This is a genomic window from Mycobacterium sp. E1747 (assembly GCF_001667775.1).
Classification (GTDB): Bacteria; Actinomycetota; Actinomycetes; order Mycobacteriales; family Mycobacteriaceae; genus Mycobacterium.
Window position 1 is genome coordinate 1 of the sequence record NZ_LZJI01000247.1, and the last position, 18,753, is coordinate 18,753.

Genomic DNA, 18,753 nt, shown 5'->3' on the forward strand with positions numbered 1-18,753 from the left:
GGCGGACAACGGCCTGCTGGAGTTCACCCGTCTGGTGTCGGCGCTGCGCGCCAACCATCCGGTCTTCCGCCGGCGCCGGTTCTTCTCCGGCAAGCCGTTGGGCCGCCGCGGACAGGACGGGCTGCCCGACATCGCGTGGTTCACCCCCGAGGGCACCGAGATGACCGAGGAGGACTGGGGCGCCGGATTCGCGAAGTCCGTCGCGGTGTTCCTCAACGGACACGGCATCCCGGGCCGCGACGCGCGGGGGCAGCGGGTGTTCGACGACTCGTTCCTGCTCTGCTTCAACGCCCACTACGAGCCGATCGAGTTCACCTTGCCGCCAAAGGAATTCGGCGCCGCCTGGCAACTCGTGGTCTTCACCGGCCCGGAGGAGGAGACGCCCGCGGAGGAAGTGCCCGGCGGAGGCATGCTCACCGTGGACGCGCACACCGCGGTGGTGTTGCAGGCCCCCGACAGGGGCTGATTCGCCCGAGTGGCCGGGGACCTTTCGCCCACGGATCGGTTACCTTGTGCCCTCGGGCATCGGTCGCCTTCCCGCGCAAACTGTCGGTTGCGCCGTCCGGGGCAGGAAGAGGCAGCCGATGCAGAGGCCGAACCACGACGCCTGCCTGAACGACGTGGCCTGGTGCCGACGGATCGCCCTGCTGGTGGTGTTCAGTCTCGCCACGCTGACGTGGGTGGGCTGGGCGACGGGCGTTGATCGGCTGACCCGCTTCTATCCGGCCTGGCCGGAGATGATGCCGTGGACCGGGGCGTGCCTGGTGGCGCTGGGCGCGGCGATTCTGCTCCAGTCGGGTCGCCCATCCCGCGCGCGAGTGTGGAGCGGGCGGGGCCTGGCGGTGATTGTGGGTGCTGTTGCGGTGATCGTCCTCGCCGAGTACGCCACCGGTAGACCATCGTCCGGCTTTGACCAGGTGTGGTTCGGTGACGCGGTCCGGGTGTCACGATGGACCTGGCCGGGGCGGCCGAGCATCCAGACGGGTGTGTCGGCGCTGTTCCTGGCGGCAGCCACCGGTCTGATCCGAGTGGATCGCGGGGTCGGCGCACTCCGGCCCATGTGCGTGGCGGCCGGCGGGGCCATCCCACTCGTGACCGTCGGGGCCTACATATTCGACGCCTTGGCGCTGGTAGGCACTTCGTCTTCGACCGGGCAGGCGCTGGCAACCGCCCTCGCCCTGTTGTCGGTGGCCGCCGCGACGGTGCTGGCGCGCCCCGAGGTGTTCCCGGTGGCCTGGCTGCTCGCCCGCCCGGATCGGAAGTCGCTGCTTCGGTTGGTCGCCATCCTCGCCGGTTTCCCGATCGTGGTCGCGCTGGCGCGGCCGTTCTTCCTGCGACTCGGGCTCGGCGAGCACGCGGAATGGACCTTCTCGATACTGCTCGGCACCGCCATCGTGGGGACCATCACGTTCTTCTTCACCCAGCGCGAGCAGAAGCTGTTTTTGGAGAAGGAGCTGGTCAGCAACGAACGTGCCGACGCCGAGGCGCGCTACCGGATCCTGGCCGACAACGCGGTGGACATCGTCGTGCACCTGCGCGACGGCGAGATCGTGTGGGTCTCGCCGTCTGTCGAGGCCGCGTTGGGCGGCCCGCCGCACGCGTGGACGGGCTCAGACTTCGACCGCCACATCTATCCGCGGGACCGCGAGACGGTCGCCGCGGCACTGCGCAGGGTCGACGCCGGCGAATCGGTCCGGCAGCGGTTCCGGGTTCGCGGCGCCGACGGCGAATATCACTGGGTCGAGGGTCACGGGAAACCGTATGTCGACGCCGAGGGCAACACCGGCGGCCTGATCGCGGCGCTGCGCATGATCGATGAGCAGGTTGAGGCGGAACAGCGCCTGGAGCGGTTGGCCCGGTTCGACACCCTGACCGGCCTGGTCAACCGGGCCGAGGCCCTCGCCCGGCTGACCACCGCGCTGCAGCGCCCGCCACCGGCCGGATCCTTCTTGGGAGTGTTGTTCTGCGACGTCGACCATTTCAAGGACATCAACGACACGTGGGGACACGGCGTCGGCGACTTGGTGCTCGCGACCCTGGCGGCGCGAGTCCAGGACAGCGTCCGCCGTGGCGACACCGTCGGCCGGACTGGCGGCGACGAAATTCTGGTGCTGTTGCCGGGTCTTGGCGGCATCGACGAACTCGCCTGGATCGCCGAGAAGATTCGTCGTCGTGCCGCCGAACCCATCCAGGTCTCCGGCCAGACGCTCTGCGCAACCCTGAGCATCGGTGCCACCCTCGCCCTTCCGGGAGACTCGGCTGACGCGATCACGGCGCGGGCGGACGAGGCGATGTACCGCGCCAAGCTGGGTGACCGAAACACCGTCATCCGGAATTAGACAGCTCAGCCCTCGACATGCGCCGGGTGCTTTCCGGTAGGTTTTTGCCCACGGCAGCTCGTTACAAGAGAGGGCAAATATGTCAAGGACAGTCGTCGTGGGCGCCTCGAGTGGGCTGGGTCGCTGCATCGGTGTCGGCCTCGCCGAGCGGGGCGATCAGGTCGCCCTGCTGGCCCGGCGCCGCGAGCGCATCGTGGCGGCGGCCAAGGAGGCCGGCCCGGGTGCGGTGGCCATCGAATGTGACGTCACCGATGAGGGGTCGTGCCGGTCGGCGATCGCCGGCGCCGCCGACGCCCTGGGCGGCATCGACAACGTCGTCTACACCCCGGCGGTCGGCCCGCTGGTCCGCATGGTCGACACGGACGCCGCCACCTGGCGGCGCATCTTCGACACCAATGTGATCGGCGCGGCGCTGGTGACCGCCGCGGCGGTGCCGCACCTGACGGTTTCCGCGGGCAAGGCGGTCTACCTGTCCTCCGACGCGGGCACGTTCGGGCCGCCGTGGCCGGGCCTGGGCGCGTACGGCGTCAGCAAGGCGGCCCTGGAACGAATGGTCGACGCCTGGCGGGCCGAACACCCCGACATCGGCTTCACCACCCTGATCGTCGGCGAATGCGCGGGTGGCGAGGGCGACGGTCAGACCGGCATGAACGTCGACTGGGACATGGACCTCGCCATGAAAGCGGTGCCGCTGTGGGCGTCGCGCGGTTGCATGCCCGGCAAGCTGATGCCGGTCGCGGACCTGATCGACGTGGTGCACACCATCCTGCGGACGAACGCCGCGACCTCGATGCCGGTGGTGGTGGCCAGGGGCGCGCCGGCCAGTCCCGCTGCCTTCGCGGACTCCGCGCAGTCCTAGCGGCGATCGCAAGCGCGGGCGGAGCCCGGGCGCTGCGGGTCGCCGCCGTCGGTCTAGCGCCCCAGCTTCTCGCGGACCAGGTCGGTCAGGAACCGCCCGGCCGAGGTCGGCCGGAAGGCGCGGGCCGCCCCGGTGAGCGCCTCGCGGGCGTCCGGGGAAAGGTCGATGTCGGCGGCGGCCACGTTGAACTCGAGCTGCTCGACGCTGGACGCGCCGGGGATGGCGACGACGCCCGGGTGACTGATCAGCCAGGCCAGCGCGACCTGGGCCGGCTTGGCGCCGACGGTGGTCGCGACGTCGCGCAGCGTCTGCAAGAGGGGCTCGACGCGGCGCAGATTTTCGGTGCCGAACAGCGAATTGAGCGCCCGAATGCCACCGGGCCGGTTATCCGGGCCGTATTTGCCGCCCAGCAGGCCCTGCTCGAGCGGACTGTAGGCGATCACGATGCGGTTCTCTCGCTCGGCGAAGGGCACCAGGTCCTGAAGCGGCCCGGCGTGGGCCAGCGAAAAGTGCACCTGATTGCTGACGACCGGGCGGCCGAGCGCGGCGTCGGCCTTCTGCCACCGGGCCAGGGAGTAATTGGAGACGCCGACCGCGCCGATCTTGCCGGCGTCGAGCAGGTCGCGCATGCCCGGCATGATCACCGTGTCGGGAACCAGCGGATTGGACTGGTGAATCTGGTAGAGCGGGATGCGGTCGAGGCCAAGCCGGCGCGCACTGGCGCCCTCGCGCTGCTTGACCACCGCGGGGAACGGCGCCACGGGCATGATCTTGCTGGCCACCGCGACGTTGGCGCGCTCGTCGCCGAGCGCCTCGCCGAGGATCCGCTCGCTCTTGCCCAGCCCGTAGACCTCGGCCGTGTCGAACAGCGTCACCCCCAGCGCCAGGGCGCGGCGCACGATCTCACCCGCGTCGCCCGAGGCGTAGCTCTCCCCGTAGCCCCACTCCCGCGACCCGAACTGCCAGGTGCCCAGGCCGATTCGGCTGACCCGGCCCACTCCGTCGACGTCGACATACCGCATATGTCCACCCTAGCCAGGCAGCTTCCCCAGCACGTAGTTGGCGATGCCCAGCCCGCCCAGCCGCGGCTGGGCGCCGTCGGTCGTGCCGCTGCAGGACACCATCAGGTCGACGATCACGTTGGCCTTGGCCGCGATCACGCGGGCCGAGCGGATCTGCAGTCCCCTGGGCGTCAGATCCAACGTGGTGACCCCGCTGCCCGCATCGGCGGGCGCGCCCACCGAAAACGCCAGCGACTCCCCGTTGGGCGGAGTCAGCGTCACGGTGGAGCCGCCGCATTGGCGCCATCCCGCCAGCACCGCCGCCAGCTGGGCCCGCGCGGCCGCCGGGTCATGGAAGGCGACAACCGCCTCGATGACCTGGGTGGACTTCAGGAAGCTGCGCGAGTCGCGGAACTCGGTCGCGCGGTATCCGGCGATGCCGCCGCCGGCGTAGGCGTCGGACGTTCCGGGCGCGATGCTGCCCCAGCATTCCGGCCGGTCGATGGCTCCCTGCGCGCCGGGGCGGCCCGGGTTGTCCCAGGTCTGGCCGGCCTCGAGGTTTTGGTCGGACGTGATGGTGCGCAGGGCGTTCGCGCCGGGCAGTAACCCCGCCAGGGCGTCGGGCGCGACCGGACCGGGGGACGCGGGGGGTGCGGCGCTGTCCTACGCGTTCATGACCCTCGCCGTGGTCGCCGTCGTCGCGTGGGTCACCGTCGGCGCGGCCCCGTCCACCCAGACCGCCGGGCCCGCCACGACGACCAGCGCCGCACCCCCCGCGTCCCCCGGTCCGGTCGCGCCCGACGCCCTGGCGGGGTTACTGCCCGGCGCGAACGCCCTGCGCACCATCACGTCCGACCAAAACCTCGAGGCCGGCCAGACCTGGGACAACCCGGGCCGCCCCGGCGCGCAGGGAGCCATCGACCGGCCGGAATGCTGGGGCAGCATCGCGCCCGGAACGTCCGACGCCTACGCCGGCGGCGGCATCGCCGGATACCGCGCGACCGAGTTCCGCGACTCGCGCAGCTTCCTGAAGTCCACCCAGGTCATCGAGGCGGTTGTCGCCTTCCATGACCCGGCGGCCGCGCGGGCCCAGCTGGCGGCGGTGCTGGCGGGATGGCGCCAATGCGGCGGCTCCACCGGGGGCGGCGTCGGCGGAACCCGACCGAGCGGGTCGTACGTGTAGGGATGTTGCCAATACGGGTCTTGCGGGTTGGTCACGACAGCGCCTCCTTACCGGCCAACCTGCCCGAAATGTAGCCGAAACCGGGGCTCAGAGGCGCGGCTTGGCGACGCTCACCACGGCGTCCTGCTCGTTCGCGACTGGATGAGGAACTACCCACTGGGGACGGCCGTGCCGTTTGGTCGCCGAGTTCGTCGGGTAGCCGAACAGGAGCGCGCAACAGCCCGCGCGCGGAAGGAATGGGAAGGACATCATGGCTCAGAGCGCCATCAAGTCGCCCACCGATGTGGTCGACTTTCTTGTTAGTCAGCACCAGCAGATCAAGTCGTTGTTCGCCGAAACCCTGGCGGCGACGGGCAAAGAACGCGAGAAGGCGTTCGTCGAACTGCGGCGACTGCTGGCCGTCCACGAAACGGCCGAGGAGGAAATCGTGCACCCGCGCGCCAAGCGGAAACTTTCCGACGGCGCAGCGGTGGTCGACGAGCGACTGCACGAAGAGCACGAGGCCAAGACGGTGCTGCAGAAGCTGGAGAAGCTCGACGTGGACAGCGCGGAGTTCACCAGCCTGTTGACCCAGCTGCGCGACGCGGTGGTCGAACACGCCGAGCACGAGGAGCACGACGAGTTCTCCAAGCTGGGCCAGGAATTGAGCGGCCAGGAGCTCGAGCGGATGGGTCGCGCGGCCAAGCTCGCCGAGGCGATCGCGCCGACCCGGCCGCACGCCGGAGTCGAGTCGCAGGCGGCCAACCTGGCCGCGGGACCGTTCGCGGCGATGCTCGACCGAGCCCGCGACGCCATCGTCGGCAAGGGCTAGCACGACTCAATGGGGCGCCCCCGCTTCGATGGGAGCGGGGGCGCCCCAGCCCCGACGGGGCGGGCAAGGAGCGCCATGACCGCAACCAAGGCGCCGGGTGCCGCGCGTTATCTGCCCGAGGACCGGGGGCTGGACGCGCTTCGCGGTGCGGCCGAATGTTGCCGCGGTTGTCCGCTTTTCGCCGACGCCACCCAGACCGTCTTTGGCCGCGGACATCCGGGCGCGCCGATGATGCTGGTGGGCGAGCAGCCGGGTGATAAGGAGGATCGCGCGGGTGAGCCGTTCGTCGGTCCGGCCGGGCGGTTGCTCGCCCGCGCCCTGGAAGACGCCGGCATCGATCCCGCGCTGACGTACGAGACGAACGCGGTCAAGCACTTCAAGTTCACCCGCAAGGGCGACAAGCGCCGGATCCACCAGAAGCCGGGCCGCACCGAGGTGGTCGCCTGCCGGCCCTGGCTCCTCGCCGAGATCGAGGCGGTACGACCGCAGGTCGTCGTGTGCCTTGGCGCGACCGCGGCACAATCGTTGCTGGGAGCCGACTTTCGGGTGTCCACCCAGCGCGGCCGGAATTTGCGGCTGCCCGCCTCCATCGTCGTCGACGTCGAGCCCGAGCCGACCGTGGTGGCGACGGTGCATCCGTCGGCCGTGCTACGCGACCGTAGCGATGGACGCGAGGAGGCCTACCGGCTCTTCGTCGACGACCTGCGCAGCGCGCGTTCGGGAGTGACCGTTAGCGGCTGACGGCGAGCGCGTGGCCATCGATTCCGTGCGCCGTGAAGCGGTTTTCGAGGATGGGGGGTCAGCCCTTCTTGTGCGGCATGAACTCCTGGGCCTTGGTCTTGAGGCCGACCTTGACGAAGCCGACCCGGTCCTCGTCACCGGAGAGCACCGCGGTGGTGGCCGCCTTGAACTGATCCCAGGTGGCGTGCGGCGGGATCGGCGGCATGTCGGGGTCGGTGAAAACGTCGAGCACGGTCGGACGGTCCGCCGAGAGGGCGTTGCGCCACGCGTCCCCGAGCTCGTCCGGGTCCTTGATGGCCATTGCGTTGAGGCCGAGGCTGGCGGCGAACGCGGCGAAGTCAACGTCCGGAAGGTTCTGCGACTCAGCGAATTTCGGCGCCCCGCCCATCGCGCGCATCTCCCAGGTGACCTGGTTGAGGTCGTTGTTGTGCAGGATCGCCACGATCAGCCGCGGGTCATCCCACTCGTGCCAGTAGCGCTTGATCGTGATGAGTTCGGCCATGCCATTCATCTGCATGGCGCCGTCGCCCACGAATGCGATGACGGGCCGGCGCGGGTGGGCGAATTTGGCGCCGATGGCGTACGGCACGGCGGGTCCCATCGTGGCCAGGGTGCCGGACAGCGAACCTCGCATGTTGCCGCGGAACTTCAGCTGGCGCGCGTACCAGTTGGCCGCCGAGCCGGAATCGGCGGTGACGATGGCGTCGTCGGGCAGCATCGGGGATGCCTCGGAGAACAACCGCATCGGGTTGATCGGGTCGGCGCTGACCTTCGCCTCCTTCTCCATCGTCTCCCACCAGCGGGACACGTTGGATTCGATCGTCTCGCGCCAGGTGCGATCCTCTTTGCGGCGCAGGTGCGGTATCAGGGCGCGCAGTGCGGACTTCGCATCGGAAACCAGGTTGACCTCGTAGGGGTAACGCATGCCGATGAACCGGCCGTCGATGTCGATTTGCACCGCGCGGCACTGATCGAACTGCGGTAGGAATTGCGAGTAGGGGAAATTCGATCCCACCGTGAGCAGCGTGTCGCAGTCCCGCATCAGTTCGTAGCTGGGTCGCGTGCCCAGCAGCCCGATAGACCCTGTCACCCAAGGTAATTCGTCGCTCAGCACGTCCTTGCCCAACAGGGCCTTGGCCGCGCCGGCGCCGAGCAGGTCGGCGACCTCGCTCAGCTCGTCGCGGGCCCCGCTCGCGCCGCTGCCGACCAGCATGGCGACCTTGCTGCCCGCGTTGAGGATGTCGGCCGCGCGCCTGATCGCCGCGTCGTCGGGGGAGACCGCCGGCCACTCGATACCCAGGCTGGAGGGCACCATCTTGAACGCGTGGGTGGGCGGTGAATACTCAAGTTCCTGAACATCCGATGGGATGATGATCGCCGTCGGTGCGCGCTGGGCGATCGCCACCCGGATGGCGCGGTCCAGCACATTGGGCAATTGCTCTGGCACGGTGACCATTTGGACGTAGTCGCTCGCGACGTCTTTGAACAACGTCAGCAGGTCGACCTCTTGCTGGTAGGAACCGCCCATGGCGCTGCGGTTGGTCTGCCCGACGATGGCCACCACCGGAACGTGGTCGAGTTTCGCGTCGTACAGGCCGTTGAGCAGGTGGATCGCGCCCGGGCCCGAGGTGGCCATGCACACCCCGACACGGTCGGTGAATTTGGCGTAGCCCACCGCCTCGAACGCGCTCATCTCCTCGTGCCGCGACTGGATGAACATTGGCTTGTTGTCCGCGCGACCGAAGGCGGCGAGGATCCCGTTGATCCCGTCGCCGGGAAAGGCGAAGACGTGTTCGACGCCCCACCCGCGCAGCCGCTCCAGCAGGTAGTCCGAGACCTCTTGCTTAGACATTGAATTGTCCTCCTAGACAGACGCTTCGGATGCTGGCGGGGGTCACTCCGACGGTCCCAGGCATGGGCGGCCTCACGCTTCCCGCAACGTCTGGGGTTACCCGCAATCCCGGCTGTTATTCGCCCGCCATGGCCACCGCCGAAACATTCAGCGGATTCCCAGATAATGGCGGCCACCAACGGGGATGCGCCGGTTAGAAAGCCCGGCATAGCTTGCGCCGACCATGCCGGCGGGGATCGCTCATGCGCTTCCCCGCAGGATCTGCCGGCTCGCGGACAGCACGCGCGCGACGGTGATCAGCAGCAGTCCCTCGTGCGGCACGGCGGCGTGCGGATCGCCGACGCCGCCGGTCCACAGCGCGACGTGCGGCGCCGGGCCGCGCGGGCCCCAGCGGGCCGGAGAGGTGGGCCCGAACAACACCACCGAGGCCGTGCCCGTCGCGGCGGCCAGGTGCGCCAGGCCGGTGTCCCCACAGATCACCAGCCGGCTGTCCGACACCAGGGCGGTCAGCGCGGGAAGGTCGAGCAGCCCGGACACCACCGCCGTGCGGGGCAGGCCGGCCGTATGGGCTACCTGGTGCGCGAGATCGAATTCGGCGGCGGACCCGGTGATGATCACGTCGTAGCCGTCGTCGGCGAGCGCCGCGGCGACCGCGGCGAAGCGGTTCACGGGCCACTGGCGCGCCGGCGCGGAGGCGCCCGGGTGGATCACGACGGCACCGGTCTGGTCGAACGGAATCCCTTCGGGCCGCGGTATCAGCACATCGGTGGCATCGCAGGGGATTCCGGCCCACTCGAGCAGCGCGCACCAGCGGTCGACCTCGTGCGCCTCCGGCCGCCATGGGGGTCCCTCGAGGCTCGGATGGCGTCGGTGGTGGTGGGTGAGCACCGACTGCGGCGCCCAGTCCAGCAGGTGGTCGATGCTTTCCGGTCCACACCCGTGCAGGTTGATGCCCAGCGCCGGGGGGCCCGGCAACGGCTGCACGTCGCCCAGGCAGGTGGTGGGCAGGAGTTCGTCGATCGCGCCGGTGAGCATGGCCAGTTCGCGGTAGCGGTCAGGTGCGGCGAGCATGACCCGGGCCCCCGGGTATCGCCGGCGCAGCCCCCGCAGCGCGGGCACCGCCGTGAGTAGGTCACCGAGCCCCAGGGCGCGCAGCACGACGATGCTGTCGTCCCCGCCGACCTCCGGCGTCAAGGCCAAGACGACTCCGTGGAGGCGCACACCACGAGCTCGCGCACCTCGCACCCGGCGGGCTGGGAAAGGGCGAACAGCACCGTCTCGGCGACGTCACCGGGCTGGTTGAGCTTGGCGTCCGCCGGCGGCTTGTATTGCTCGGTGCGCGCGTCGAAGAACGGCGTGTGCATGCCGCCGGGGATGAGCAGCGTCACGCCCACCTCTCCCGCCAGTTCGGCCGCCAGGGCACGGGTGAAGCCGACGACCCCGAATTTGGACGCGCAGTAGGCGGTGGCGTCGCCGACCGCCTTGATGCCCAGCGTCGAAGCGCACGTGACGACGCGCCCCTGGGTCGCCCGCAGGTACGGGAGGGCCGCCCGGATGACGGCCGCGGTGCCGACCAGATTCACGGCGATGACTTGCTCCCACTCCTTGGCCGGGACCTGCTCGAGCGTGCCGCAGGAGTCGATGCCGGCCGCGGTGAAGACGCCGGTGAGCCGGCCACCGGCCCGCTCGGCCAGCGAGTCTACCGCGGCGGCGACGGCGCTGGTGTCGGCCAGATCGCAAGCGGCATAAGGTACATCAGTGGCGGGCGGCTTCTTGTCGATCACCAGCGGCAGGCCGCCTCGCCGCGCCACGGCGGACACCGCGGCCGCGCCCAGCCCCGAGGAGCCGCCGGAGATCAGTACACCGCCGAGCGAAGGTGACGTCATATCAAGACCTTTCGGTTGTCGGGCCGCGCGAAGACGCCGCGGCGATCAGACGAGAGGACGAGTAACCCGACACCGTGGGCAGGATGATCACCTCGCCGCCGTGGCGGTACACCACGTCGGCCTCGGGCAGCTCAGCGGCGACGTAGTCGCCGCCCTTGACCCAGATGTCGGGCCGCAGGGTTTCCAGCATCCGTTCCGGGGTGAGCCCGTCGAAGATCGTCACCCCGTCGACACAGGCCAGTGCGGCCAGGACGCGGGCGCGGTCGACGTCACGCATCACCGGGCGTCCGGCCCCCTTCAGAGCGCGCACGGACGCGTCGGAATTGATCAGTACGATCAGGGCGTCGCCGAGTTCGCGGGCCTGCCGAAGCAGCCGGATGTGGCCGGTGTGCAGGAGATCGAAGCATCCCCCGGTGGCTACCACCACGCGTCCCTCGCGCCGCAGCCGTGCGGCCAGGGCGACCGCGTCAATGGGATCCTCCGACCGGGTGCCCTCACCCAGAACGTCGGAACCGTTGGCGGGCAAGGGCGTTGATACCGCAGCGGCGCCACCGGCGGCGACGAACCGGGCCGCGTCAGCGACCGCCGCCTGCACCGCCGCGACGGGGTCGGCGCCGGCCCCCAGGGCCACCGCCGCGGCGACCGCGAATCGGTCCCCGGCGCCACAGACATCCGCCGCGCCGGCGGCCGATCCCGCCGGTATGCCGACGTGCCGTGGGGTCGCCCCCGGCCCGTACACGCGGGCGCCCCGGGCGCCGCGGGTAATGCACACCGCGCCGGCCCGCCATCTGCGCTGCAGCTCCTCTCCGCCGTCACCGGAAGTGCCGCAGAAGTGGTGCGCCTCTTCGTGATTGGGTGTCACCAGCGCGCAGCCGGGTACCGGCGCGGCGCCCCGCGGGTGCGGGTCCCACACCACCGGGGTCCGGGCCGCCGACTCGGTCAGCGCCGCCCGGATTGCGGGCAGTGCGGTGACGCCGGCGCCGTAGTCGGCCACGCAAATCGCCCGGGCGCGCGCCAGGGCCTGCGCCGCTTCCACGGGAAGCGCGCCGTTGACCGGGGTGGCGTCGCCGCGGTCCACGCGCAGCATCGACTGACCGCGCGCCCGAATCCTGGTCTTGGTCACGGTGGTTCCGCTCATCGGCAACGCCAGGACGCTGACCCCGGCGGCGGCCAGCAGGTCGCACAGCCGTCGCCCCGCGTCGTCCGAGGCGATGCCGGTGATCAGCACCACCGGAGTCTCGGTCCTGGCCGCCAACAGGGCCGCCAGGCCCGCGCCGCCCGGACGTTGTACCTGGCGTTCGGCGTCGACCACCGGCACCGGCGCCTCCGGGCTGAGCCGGGACGCGGAGCCCAGGATATCGACGTCGAGCATCGAATCACCCACGATGACAAGCGGTTTAGGCGTCACGACGCCTCCCTTCGCAGCAAGACGTCGTCGAGCGCCAGGCACAGTCCGTGCACGAGCATCAGGTGGACCTCCTGGACGGTGGCCGTACTCGCGGCGTCCACGCAGATCGCGTCGTGACACATGGCGGCCAGCTCGTTGGGTCCGCGGCCGGTCAGCGCCCACGTCACCATGCCCGCGTCGTGCGCCGCCTTGACCGCCCCTAGGACGTTTCGGCTCGTGCCGCTGGTCGACAGGGCCACCAGGACGTCACCGGGCCTGCCGTGCGCCCGCACGCCGCGCGCGAACACTTCCTCCTGGCCGTAGTCGTTGCCGATGGCCGTCAGCGCCGAGGTGTCGGCGTGTAACGCGATCGCCGACATGGGGTTTCGTTCCTCCTGAAATCGCCCGACCAGTTCGGAGGTGAGGTGCTGCGCCTCGGCGGCGCTGCCGCCGTTTCCGCACGCCAGCAGCCGGCCGCCGCCGCAGAGCACCGCGGCCAGATGCCGCCCCCAGCCGCGCAGTCGGGTCGCCTCGGCGCTGTTGCGGCCCACCGCCTCACGCAGCGCGGCGAAGTGCGCCTCGATCATGGCTGTCCTCCTTCTCGCACCGCGTCGAGCAGTTCCGCGTCGGTGATGTGGTCCAGACAGGGGTGGCCCGGTACCGGGCAGACGCGGGCCCGGCTGGCACGGCACGGCGCGGACTGATCACCGAGAACGCGCACCCGGCGGGCGTAGGGCCGCCACTGGCTGACCGGCACCACGGGCGCGAACAACGACACGACCGGGGTGCCCACGGCGGCGGCCAGATGGGCCGGTCCGGTGTTCGGAACGACGACCACCCGGGCCGCCGTAAAGACCGCCGCCAGTTCGGCAAAGCTGGTCCGGCCCCCCAGGTCCAGCGCCCGGCCGTCGGCGACCGCCGCGGTCAGCTCCGCCTCGTCCGGGCCGCCGGTGACCAGCACGCGGTGTCCCGCGTCGGCCAGCGCCGCGACCATCGCGGCGCTGCGATCCGGGCTGGGTCGCCGCGCCGGGACCGCGGCACCGGGATGGAAGACGATAAACGGTTGTCGTCCAATGCTTTCCGTCAGGTTAGGGGGCAGCGGGGCGACGGCGCGGATTCGCAGGGCGCCGTCATCGCCGGGCGGCAGGCGGCAACCGGCCGCCTCGGCCAACGACAGCGCCCGTTCCGGTTCGGGAATCCCGTCGGGCACCTGGTGGCGCAGGTCGAGCAGGGTGCCGGGATAGTCGGCGCAGATCGCGCCGACCCATCCCACGCCCGCCATCCGGGCCAGCAGCGCCAGCGGCAGCGGCGATTGATGGAACGACGTGAAGATGTACATCTTGGCGGGCGCGATGTCGCGCAGCTGCTTGATCAGCGCATCGGCATGTGCGGCGGTCAGCTCGGGCGCGGCGAAATCCACCCAGGGCGCTTGCCATTCGACGATCTCGTCGACCCCGAACAGCAGTTCGGCGGCGGCGCGGCCGCGCGGCCCGACCAGCATGGTGACGCGGTCGTGGTGGGCGGCCACCGCACGCACCGCGGGGCCGGTGATCAGGACGTCACCGGCGCTGTCGAGGCGCGCCACCACCGCCGTGCTCATCGACACTCCCGGAGCACCATCGACACGGCGTCGTCCAGCGTCGCGGCCACCCGAGCGTGGGCCCGCGCGTGGTCGACTTCGGCCGGCAGGGTGCGGCCGGTCGGCACCAGCACCGCCTCGGCGCCGGCCGCCAGGGCGGCCTGCACGTCTGCGCCGATGTCGCCGATCAACACGCAGCGCTGCGGCGGAACGGCCAGCGCCTCGGCGGCCGCCAGCACCAGACCGGGCCGCGGCTTGCGGCACCGGCAACCGTCCGCTTCGCCGTGTACGCAGACCTGCCAGGAATCGAACGGACCGAGAAGCTGATTCACCCGGGCGTTGACGGCGGCCAGTTGCCCGGGGCTGATCAGCCCGCGCGCCACGCCGGACTGGTTGGTCACGACGGCCAGCAACAGGCCGCGCCGGCGCAGCCGGTCCAGCGCGCTCTCGGCCCCGTGGGTGGGCCGGACGCCCTCGGGATCATTGAGGTAGGGCCGGTCGACGATCAGGGTGTCGTCGCGGTCGAGGAGCACGGCGAGCGGCGGATCGCGCCGGGCGTTGCGAAACGCCCACTCGCCGGCAAGCCGGTGCGCGACCGCGACCGGCGGGATGGCCGCGCTGGTCACCGAAAGGCATGCGGCCTCAAGGAGATTATGGGGGCCGGCGAGCCAGCGCCGGGCGGTGAACTCCGTCGTCAGCAGCAACCAGGCCCACGCCGCGGCGCGGGCGACGCGGCCGCGGCCCAGCAGACCGGCCAAGGCGGCGACGCCGCCGGCCAGCGTGGTGCCCGCGTGGGCGGGCATCCGGCCCGGTCCCTCGCCGATCATGACCCGCCACGAACGGCCGTGCTTGCGGCGCATCAGCGCGTTGTCGCGGTTGCCGACCTGCGCGCGCACGCTCGACCACCAGGTCGCCGTCGCCACGGGATGGGTCGAGCGACGCTCACCGCGCACTATCGCTCCGCCGGCCGCCACGATCCGCACCGCCAGGTCGGAATCCTCGCGGTAGGCGCGCGGGAACCGGTCGTCGAAACCGCCGACAGACACCAGCGTGTCGCGGCGGTACGCCATGTCGGCGGTGATCCATTGCGCCCGCGACAGCCGCACGGTGCGGCGCTCGTCGTCGGTGGGCCTGCGTGACCGTCGTGCGGGCACCTCGATGACCGCCTGCGAGCCGACGGCGTCGGCGGCCTCCGCGGCCTTGAGGTCGATGGCCAACACCGACTTCCAGTCCGGGCCGGGCTCCACGTCGTCGTCCAGAAAGCAGACCCACGGCGCGCCGGTGGCGCGCCAGCCCACATTGCGCGCCGCGGCCGGCCCGCGCCCACCGCTGCGCAGCACCCGCACCGGCAGGTCGCCCCCCACCGAAAGCTCGGTGGCGGGCCGCGGCCGGTCGTCAACCACCATCACCTCCGTGGGCCCCGGCCCGGATCCACGCTCCAGTGCAACGAGCAAGCGCCGCAGCGAGTCTCGGCCCACGGTCGGTATCACGATCGCGTAGTCGATCGTCATCGGTGCCGCCTGACCAGGTACCGGCCCAGGGCCAGCACGTCGATCGGGGAACTGCCGAACACCTCCAGGGCGTCGCGGGGGCTGTCCACCATCGGCCGCCCGGCGGTGTTGAAGCTGGTGTTCACCACCACGGGGACGCCGGTGCGCTCGGCGAACCGGCTGATCGTCGCGTGTAGGCGTGGATCGGCGGCCGCGTCGACGGTCTGGATCCGGGCGGTGCCGTCGACGTGGGTGACGGCGGGGATGCGGTCGCGCCAGGCCTCGGCGACATCGTGGACGAACAGCATGTACGGGCTGGGAAGCGGTCCGCGGGAAAAAATTTCGGCGGCGCGCTCGGCCAGCACCATGGGCGCGACCGGGCGGAACTGCTCGCGGCCCTTGACGGCGTTGAGGCGCTCCAGGTTGGCGGCGTGCCGTGGGTCGGCGAGCAGGGACCGCCCGCCCAGGGCCCGGGGCCCGAATTCGGCGCGGCCCTGGAACCAGCCGACCAACTGGTTGTCGGCCAGTGCGTTGCCGATCGCGGCGGCCACATCGTGCGGGCGCTCGTAGCTGACGGCCGCTTCCCGCAGCGTGGCCTCGATCTGTTCGTCCGACCAGCCGCGGCCCAGCCGTGCCGACGGCATCGGCGCGATCGGTTCGCCGAACGACGCGGCCAGGCTCAGCGCCGCGCCGAGCGCCGTGCCCGAGTCGCCGGAGGCGGGCTGCACCCACACGCGGTCGAACCCGCTCTCGGCGTGGATGCGGGTATTGGCAACACAATTCAGCGCGACGCCGCCGGCCAGGCACAGCGCGTCACCGTCGGCCCGCTCCCGCAGCCAGGCGACCAGGTCCAGCAGCACGTCTTCGATCACCCGTTGCACACTGCAGGCGAGATCGGCGTGCACCGGGTCGAGTGTCTCGTCATGCGGCCGGCGGGGCGGCGCGAGCTCCTCCCACGTGATCGGTTCGGTGCGAAACCCGCCGTCGCCGCAGGCGTAGACGCGCTCACGGAGTCGCTCGGCGAAGCGCGGCTCGCCGTAGGAGGCCATCGCCATCACCTTGTACTCGTCGCTGGACCGCGCGAAACCCAAATGCTCGGTGAGGCTTTCGTAGAGCAATCCCAGCGAGTGCGGCAGCTGCTGGGAGGCCAGCACGTCGAGCTTGTGGTCGCGGTACACGCCGGCCAGCATGGAGGTGCGTTCGCCGCGGCCGTCGACCACCAGCACCGCGGTGTCGGGGTGCGGGGAGGCGAGCGCGGTCGACGCGGCGTGCGCGACATGGTGGCGGACATGGCGCACCACGGCCGGATTGAGGCCCGGCACGGCGGAAGCCAGAAACCGCGGTGCACGCTCCGCGTACATGGTGCGCAGGTACTCCCAATCTTGGTCCAGGCCGCGCGAGTCGATCGGCTCTTCGTGCATCAGGGCCGGGTCGTAGGAGTAGCCGACGGCGTCGACCTCTTCGGCGGCGACGCCGGCGTGCTGTAGGCACCACCGGATGGCCGCGGCGGGCACCTCCCAGGTCGAGAAGGGGACCGCCTGCTTACCGTGCTTGCGCCGGGAGAACCGCTCCTCTTCGGCCGCGGCCACTACCCGGCCGTCGACCACCAACGCCGCGGCGGGGTCATGAAACACCGCATTGACACCGAGAATTCGCACCGCACCTCCTACTTGGCCAACTGGTCGGCGGCCGAGACGAGGGCTCGGCCCCGGTCATCGGCCCGCGCGCGGAACCACGCCACGGTGGCGGCGAGCCCGGTGCGGTAGTCCACTTGCGGCTCCCAGCCCAACCGGTCGCGGGCGACGGTGATGTCGGGGCAGCGGCGCTGGGGGTCGTCCTCGGCCGGCGGGGTGAATTGGATGGTCGACCTGCTACCGACCATTTCCCGCAGCAGTTCGGCGGCCGCCAGGACCGTCAGCTCGGTGGGATTGCCGATGTTGACCGGCCCGCTGAAGTCCCCGCGCGCCAGGGCGATCAACCCCTCGACGGTATCGTCGACGTAACACAGCGAGCGGGTCTGCAGCCCGGTGCCGGACACGGTCAGCGGTTCGCCGCGCAGCGCCTGATGACAGAAGGTGGGCACCATGCGGCCGTCGTCGGCGCGCATGCCCGGGCCGTAGGTGTTGAAGATGCGTGCCACCCCGACGTTAACCCGGTTAAGGCGATGATGGGCGAATGTCAGAGCCTCCGCATACCGCTTCGCCTCATCGTACACGCTGCGCGGACCCATCGGATTCACGTTGCCCCAATAACTTTCGGGCTGCGGATGCACCTCGGGATCGCCGTACACCTCGCTGGTCGACGCCAGAACGAACCGGGCACCGCCGCGTTCGGCGATCTCCAGCGCCGTCGCGGTGCCCGCCGACCCAGCGCGTAGGGTCTCGATCGGTCGTCGCTGATAGTCGACCGGCGAGGCCGGTGACGCGAGGTGGAAGACGGTGTCGAAAGAGGTGCCGACCCTATCGATCAGCGACCGGTCGCAGACGTCGTGCCGCACGAACCGGTATCCGGCGCGCCCAGCCAATCGGTCCGTCGCGTCCGGTGAACTGGTGGACAGGTCGTCGACGCTGACCACCTCCACGCCGGCGTCGAGCAACCGGTTACACAGCTGGGCGCCCAGGAACCCGGCACCGCCGGTGATCAACACTCGGGAAAGCAAACGCATCGACCTCTCGTACCCGCTGCCGCAGAGGCGAAACTGCGTTTCACCGAGTGCTTTTCGGGTAGCTGCACCTGTCATGGCGACCAAGCCCCTAACTTCCTTTGTCATCGCGACGCGGGACCGCGCGCACGAACTCTGCGCCGTGCTGGACCGCCTGCTAGACACCACCGCGTGCCCGATCATTGTGGTGGACAACGCTTCTCGTGACGATTCGGTGCGCAACGTCACGCGGATCGCAGCCCGTTCGGCGGGCCGGATCACCGTCATACCGCTGGACCGCAACGAGGGCGCGGTCGCGCGCAACATCGGGGTGGCACGAAGTGACACGCCGTATACCGCCTTTTGTGACGACGACTCCTGGTGGGCGCCGGACGCGATTTCGATCGCCGAAGGCACCTTCGAAAAATTCCGCACCATAGCGGTTTTGGCCGCCCGCACCGTCATGTGGCCGCAGCAGCGCGACGACCCCTTCGTCGCCAAACTGGCCGAGAGTCCGCTGGGCAGGGACCCAAACCTGCCCGGCCCGTCGATCCTGGGGTTCCAGGCATGCTCCGCGCTGGTGCGCAAGGCCGCGTTCGAAGCGGTCGGCGGGTTTAGCCCGATCCTGCATTTCCGGGGTGAGGAGAGCCTGCTGGCCTGGGACTTGGCCGCGGCGGGCTGGGATCTGTGCTTCTGCCCCGCGCTGGTGGCGTACCACCAACCGTCCGAAACGCGGTCAACCAGCAGCGTCCAGCACGCCCGCGAGGTGCGTAACGCCATGCTCACCGCGTGCCTGCGCCGATCCGCCGGTCGGTGCGCTAGCGCGACGGCCACCTTGGCCTGGGCCGCCGCCCATGACACGGCACATGCGCGGGCCTTGCTCGAGGCGCTGGCCGCGCTGCCGGCCGCATTGCGCGCCCGTCGGCGCCTGCCGGATGACGTCGAGCGGTCGCTGCGGATGCTGGAAAGCGCCTGAACCACAAC

Annotated in this window: 17 protein-coding genes and 1 pseudogene; 7 read left to right on the forward strand and 11 right to left on the reverse strand. The window is 70.8% G+C overall.

The window, feature by feature from the left end:
* From A5695_RS25805 to A5695_RS25815, 3 genes and pseudogenes are all read left to right on the forward strand, one after another.
* Positions 1-466 (forward strand): annotated as a pseudogene (locus A5695_RS25805) (glycogen debranching enzyme); the annotation flags it as partial.
* A 118-nt stretch (positions 467-584) separates the two neighbouring features.
* The gene (locus tag A5695_RS25810; RefSeq protein WP_068089327.1) at positions 585-2,339 is read left to right on the forward strand and encodes a diguanylate cyclase domain-containing protein; all 1,755 of its coding nucleotides are present in this window, start codon (positions 585-587) and stop codon (positions 2,337-2,339) included.
* A gap of 79 nt (positions 2,340-2,418) precedes the next feature.
* Positions 2,419-3,198, forward strand: coding sequence for an SDR family oxidoreductase (locus tag A5695_RS25815; protein ID WP_068089331.1), 780 nt, complete (start codon positions 2,419-2,421; stop codon positions 3,196-3,198).
* A 53-nt stretch (positions 3,199-3,251) separates the two neighbouring features.
* Here A5695_RS25815 and A5695_RS25820 read toward each other — a convergent pair whose 3' ends face one another.
* Both A5695_RS25820 and A5695_RS28115 read right to left on the reverse strand, forming a co-directional pair.
* Positions 3,252-4,220, reverse strand: a complete 969-nt coding sequence (locus tag A5695_RS25820) for an aldo/keto reductase (RefSeq protein ID WP_068089334.1) — start codon at positions 4,218-4,220, stop codon at positions 3,252-3,254.
* A gap of 9 nt (positions 4,221-4,229) precedes the next feature.
* Entirely contained in the window at positions 4,230-4,814 is a 585-nt protein-coding gene (locus tag A5695_RS28115) for a sensor domain-containing protein (protein WP_082946309.1), read from the reverse strand.
* Between A5695_RS28115 and A5695_RS25830 the strand changes: the two genes are divergently transcribed.
* From A5695_RS25830 to A5695_RS25840, 3 genes are all read left to right on the forward strand, one after another.
* A complete protein-coding gene (locus tag A5695_RS25830) occupies positions 4,774-5,382 on the forward strand; it encodes a sensor domain-containing protein (RefSeq protein ID WP_231974984.1) in 609 nt (202 codons plus the stop codon). The two genes, A5695_RS28115 and A5695_RS25830, sit on opposite strands and share 41 nt — an antisense overlap.
* A 250-nt stretch (positions 5,383-5,632) precedes the next feature.
* A complete protein-coding gene (locus A5695_RS25835; RefSeq protein ID WP_068089342.1) occupies positions 5,633-6,193 on the forward strand; it encodes a hemerythrin domain-containing protein in 561 nt (186 codons plus the stop codon).
* A gap of 75 nt (positions 6,194-6,268) precedes the next feature.
* Positions 6,269-6,934 carry a UdgX family uracil-DNA binding protein gene (locus A5695_RS25840; RefSeq protein ID WP_068089345.1) on the forward strand — a complete coding sequence of 222 codons (666 nt, stop codon included), beginning with the start codon at positions 6,269-6,271 and terminating at the stop codon, positions 6,932-6,934.
* Positions 6,935-6,992: 58 nt separating this feature from the next.
* Here A5695_RS25840 and A5695_RS25845 read toward each other — a convergent pair whose 3' ends face one another.
* The 9 genes from A5695_RS25845 to A5695_RS25885 all read right to left on the reverse strand — a co-directional run bounded on the left by A5695_RS25845 (position 6,993) and on the right by A5695_RS25885 (position 17,868).
* The gene (locus A5695_RS25845) at positions 6,993-8,786 is read right to left on the reverse strand and encodes a thiamine pyrophosphate-requiring protein (protein WP_068089348.1); all 1,794 of its coding nucleotides are present in this window, start codon (positions 8,784-8,786) and stop codon (positions 6,993-6,995) included.
* A gap of 240 nt (positions 8,787-9,026) precedes the next feature.
* The gene (locus tag A5695_RS25850; protein ID WP_231974981.1) at positions 9,027-9,986 is read right to left on the reverse strand and encodes a glycosyltransferase family 9 protein; all 960 of its coding nucleotides are present in this window, start codon (positions 9,984-9,986) and stop codon (positions 9,027-9,029) included.
* A complete protein-coding gene (locus tag A5695_RS25855; protein ID WP_068089353.1) occupies positions 9,977-10,672 on the reverse strand; it encodes an SDR family oxidoreductase in 696 nt (231 codons plus the stop codon). The genes A5695_RS25850 and A5695_RS25855 overlap by 10 nt, the downstream gene beginning before the upstream one ends.
* A 1-nt stretch (position 10,673) precedes the next feature.
* Entirely contained in the window at positions 10,674-12,080 is a 1,407-nt protein-coding gene (locus A5695_RS29270) for a PfkB family carbohydrate kinase (RefSeq protein WP_231974982.1), read from the reverse strand.
* Positions 12,077-12,646 carry an SIS domain-containing protein gene (locus tag A5695_RS29275; RefSeq protein WP_068089356.1) on the reverse strand — a complete coding sequence of 190 codons (570 nt, stop codon included), beginning with the start codon at positions 12,644-12,646 and terminating at the stop codon, positions 12,077-12,079. The genes A5695_RS29270 and A5695_RS29275 overlap by 4 nt, the downstream gene beginning before the upstream one ends.
* Positions 12,643-13,659, reverse strand: a complete 1,017-nt coding sequence (locus A5695_RS29280; RefSeq protein WP_197515624.1) for a glycosyltransferase family 9 protein — start codon at positions 13,657-13,659, stop codon at positions 12,643-12,645. Before A5695_RS29280 ends, A5695_RS29275 begins: the two co-directional genes overlap by 4 nt.
* Positions 13,656-15,149, reverse strand: coding sequence for an HAD-IIIA family hydrolase (locus tag A5695_RS25875; RefSeq protein ID WP_068089359.1), 1,494 nt, complete (start codon positions 15,147-15,149; stop codon positions 13,656-13,658). The genes A5695_RS29280 and A5695_RS25875 overlap by 4 nt, the downstream gene beginning before the upstream one ends.
* Entirely contained in the window at positions 15,146-16,786 is a 1,641-nt protein-coding gene (locus tag A5695_RS25880; RefSeq protein WP_068089362.1) for a carbamoyltransferase C-terminal domain-containing protein, read from the reverse strand. Before A5695_RS25880 ends, A5695_RS25875 begins: the two co-directional genes overlap by 4 nt.
* Before the next feature lie 8 nt (positions 16,787-16,794).
* Positions 16,795-17,868: a UDP-glucuronic acid decarboxylase family protein gene (locus A5695_RS25885; RefSeq protein WP_082946311.1), complete on the reverse strand. Its 1,074-nt coding sequence runs from the start codon at positions 17,866-17,868 to the stop codon at positions 16,795-16,797.
* Here A5695_RS25885 and A5695_RS25890 point away from each other — a divergent pair.
* Positions 17,867-18,745, forward strand: a complete 879-nt coding sequence (locus tag A5695_RS25890) for a glycosyltransferase family 2 protein (protein WP_068089368.1) — start codon at positions 17,867-17,869, stop codon at positions 18,743-18,745. The genes A5695_RS25885 and A5695_RS25890 overlap by 2 nt on opposite strands.
* Positions 18,746-18,753 lie beyond the last annotated feature (8 nt).

Coding starts and splice junctions, on each gene's coding strand:
- A5695_RS25810 (WP_068089327.1), top strand. CDS start 585: ATGCAGAGGCCGAACCACGACGCCTGCCTGAACGACGTGGCCTGGTGC.
- A5695_RS25815 (WP_068089331.1), top strand. CDS start 2,419: ATGTCAAGGACAGTCGTCGTGGGCGCCTCGAGTGGGCTGGGTCGCTGC.
- A5695_RS25820 (WP_068089334.1), bottom strand. CDS start 4,220: ATGCGGTATGTCGACGTCGACGGAGTGGGCCGGGTCAGCCGAATCGGC.
- A5695_RS25830 (WP_231974984.1), top strand. CDS start 4,774: ATGGTGCGCAGGGCGTTCGCGCCGGGCAGTAACCCCGCCAGGGCGTCG.
- A5695_RS25835 (WP_068089342.1), top strand. CDS start 5,633: ATGGCTCAGAGCGCCATCAAGTCGCCCACCGATGTGGTCGACTTTCTT.
- A5695_RS25840 (WP_068089345.1), top strand. CDS start 6,269: ATGACCGCAACCAAGGCGCCGGGTGCCGCGCGTTATCTGCCCGAGGAC.
- A5695_RS25845 (WP_068089348.1), bottom strand. CDS start 8,786: ATGTCTAAGCAAGAGGTCTCGGACTACCTGCTGGAGCGGCTGCGCGGG.
- A5695_RS25855 (WP_068089353.1), bottom strand. CDS start 10,672: ATGACGTCACCTTCGCTCGGCGGTGTACTGATCTCCGGCGGCTCCTCG.
- A5695_RS29275 (WP_068089356.1), bottom strand. CDS start 12,646: ATGATCGAGGCGCACTTCGCCGCGCTGCGTGAGGCGGTGGGCCGCAAC.
- A5695_RS29280 (WP_197515624.1), bottom strand. CDS start 13,659: ATGAGCACGGCGGTGGTGGCGCGCCTCGACAGCGCCGGTGACGTCCTG.
- A5695_RS25875 (WP_068089359.1), bottom strand. CDS start 15,149: ATGACGATCGACTACGCGATCGTGATACCGACCGTGGGCCGAGACTCG.
- A5695_RS25890 (WP_068089368.1), top strand. CDS start 17,867: ATGGCGACCAAGCCCCTAACTTCCTTTGTCATCGCGACGCGGGACCGC.
- A5695_RS25885 (WP_082946311.1), bottom strand. CDS start 17,868: ATGACAGGTGCAGCTACCCGAAAAGCACTCGGTGAAACGCAGTTTCGC.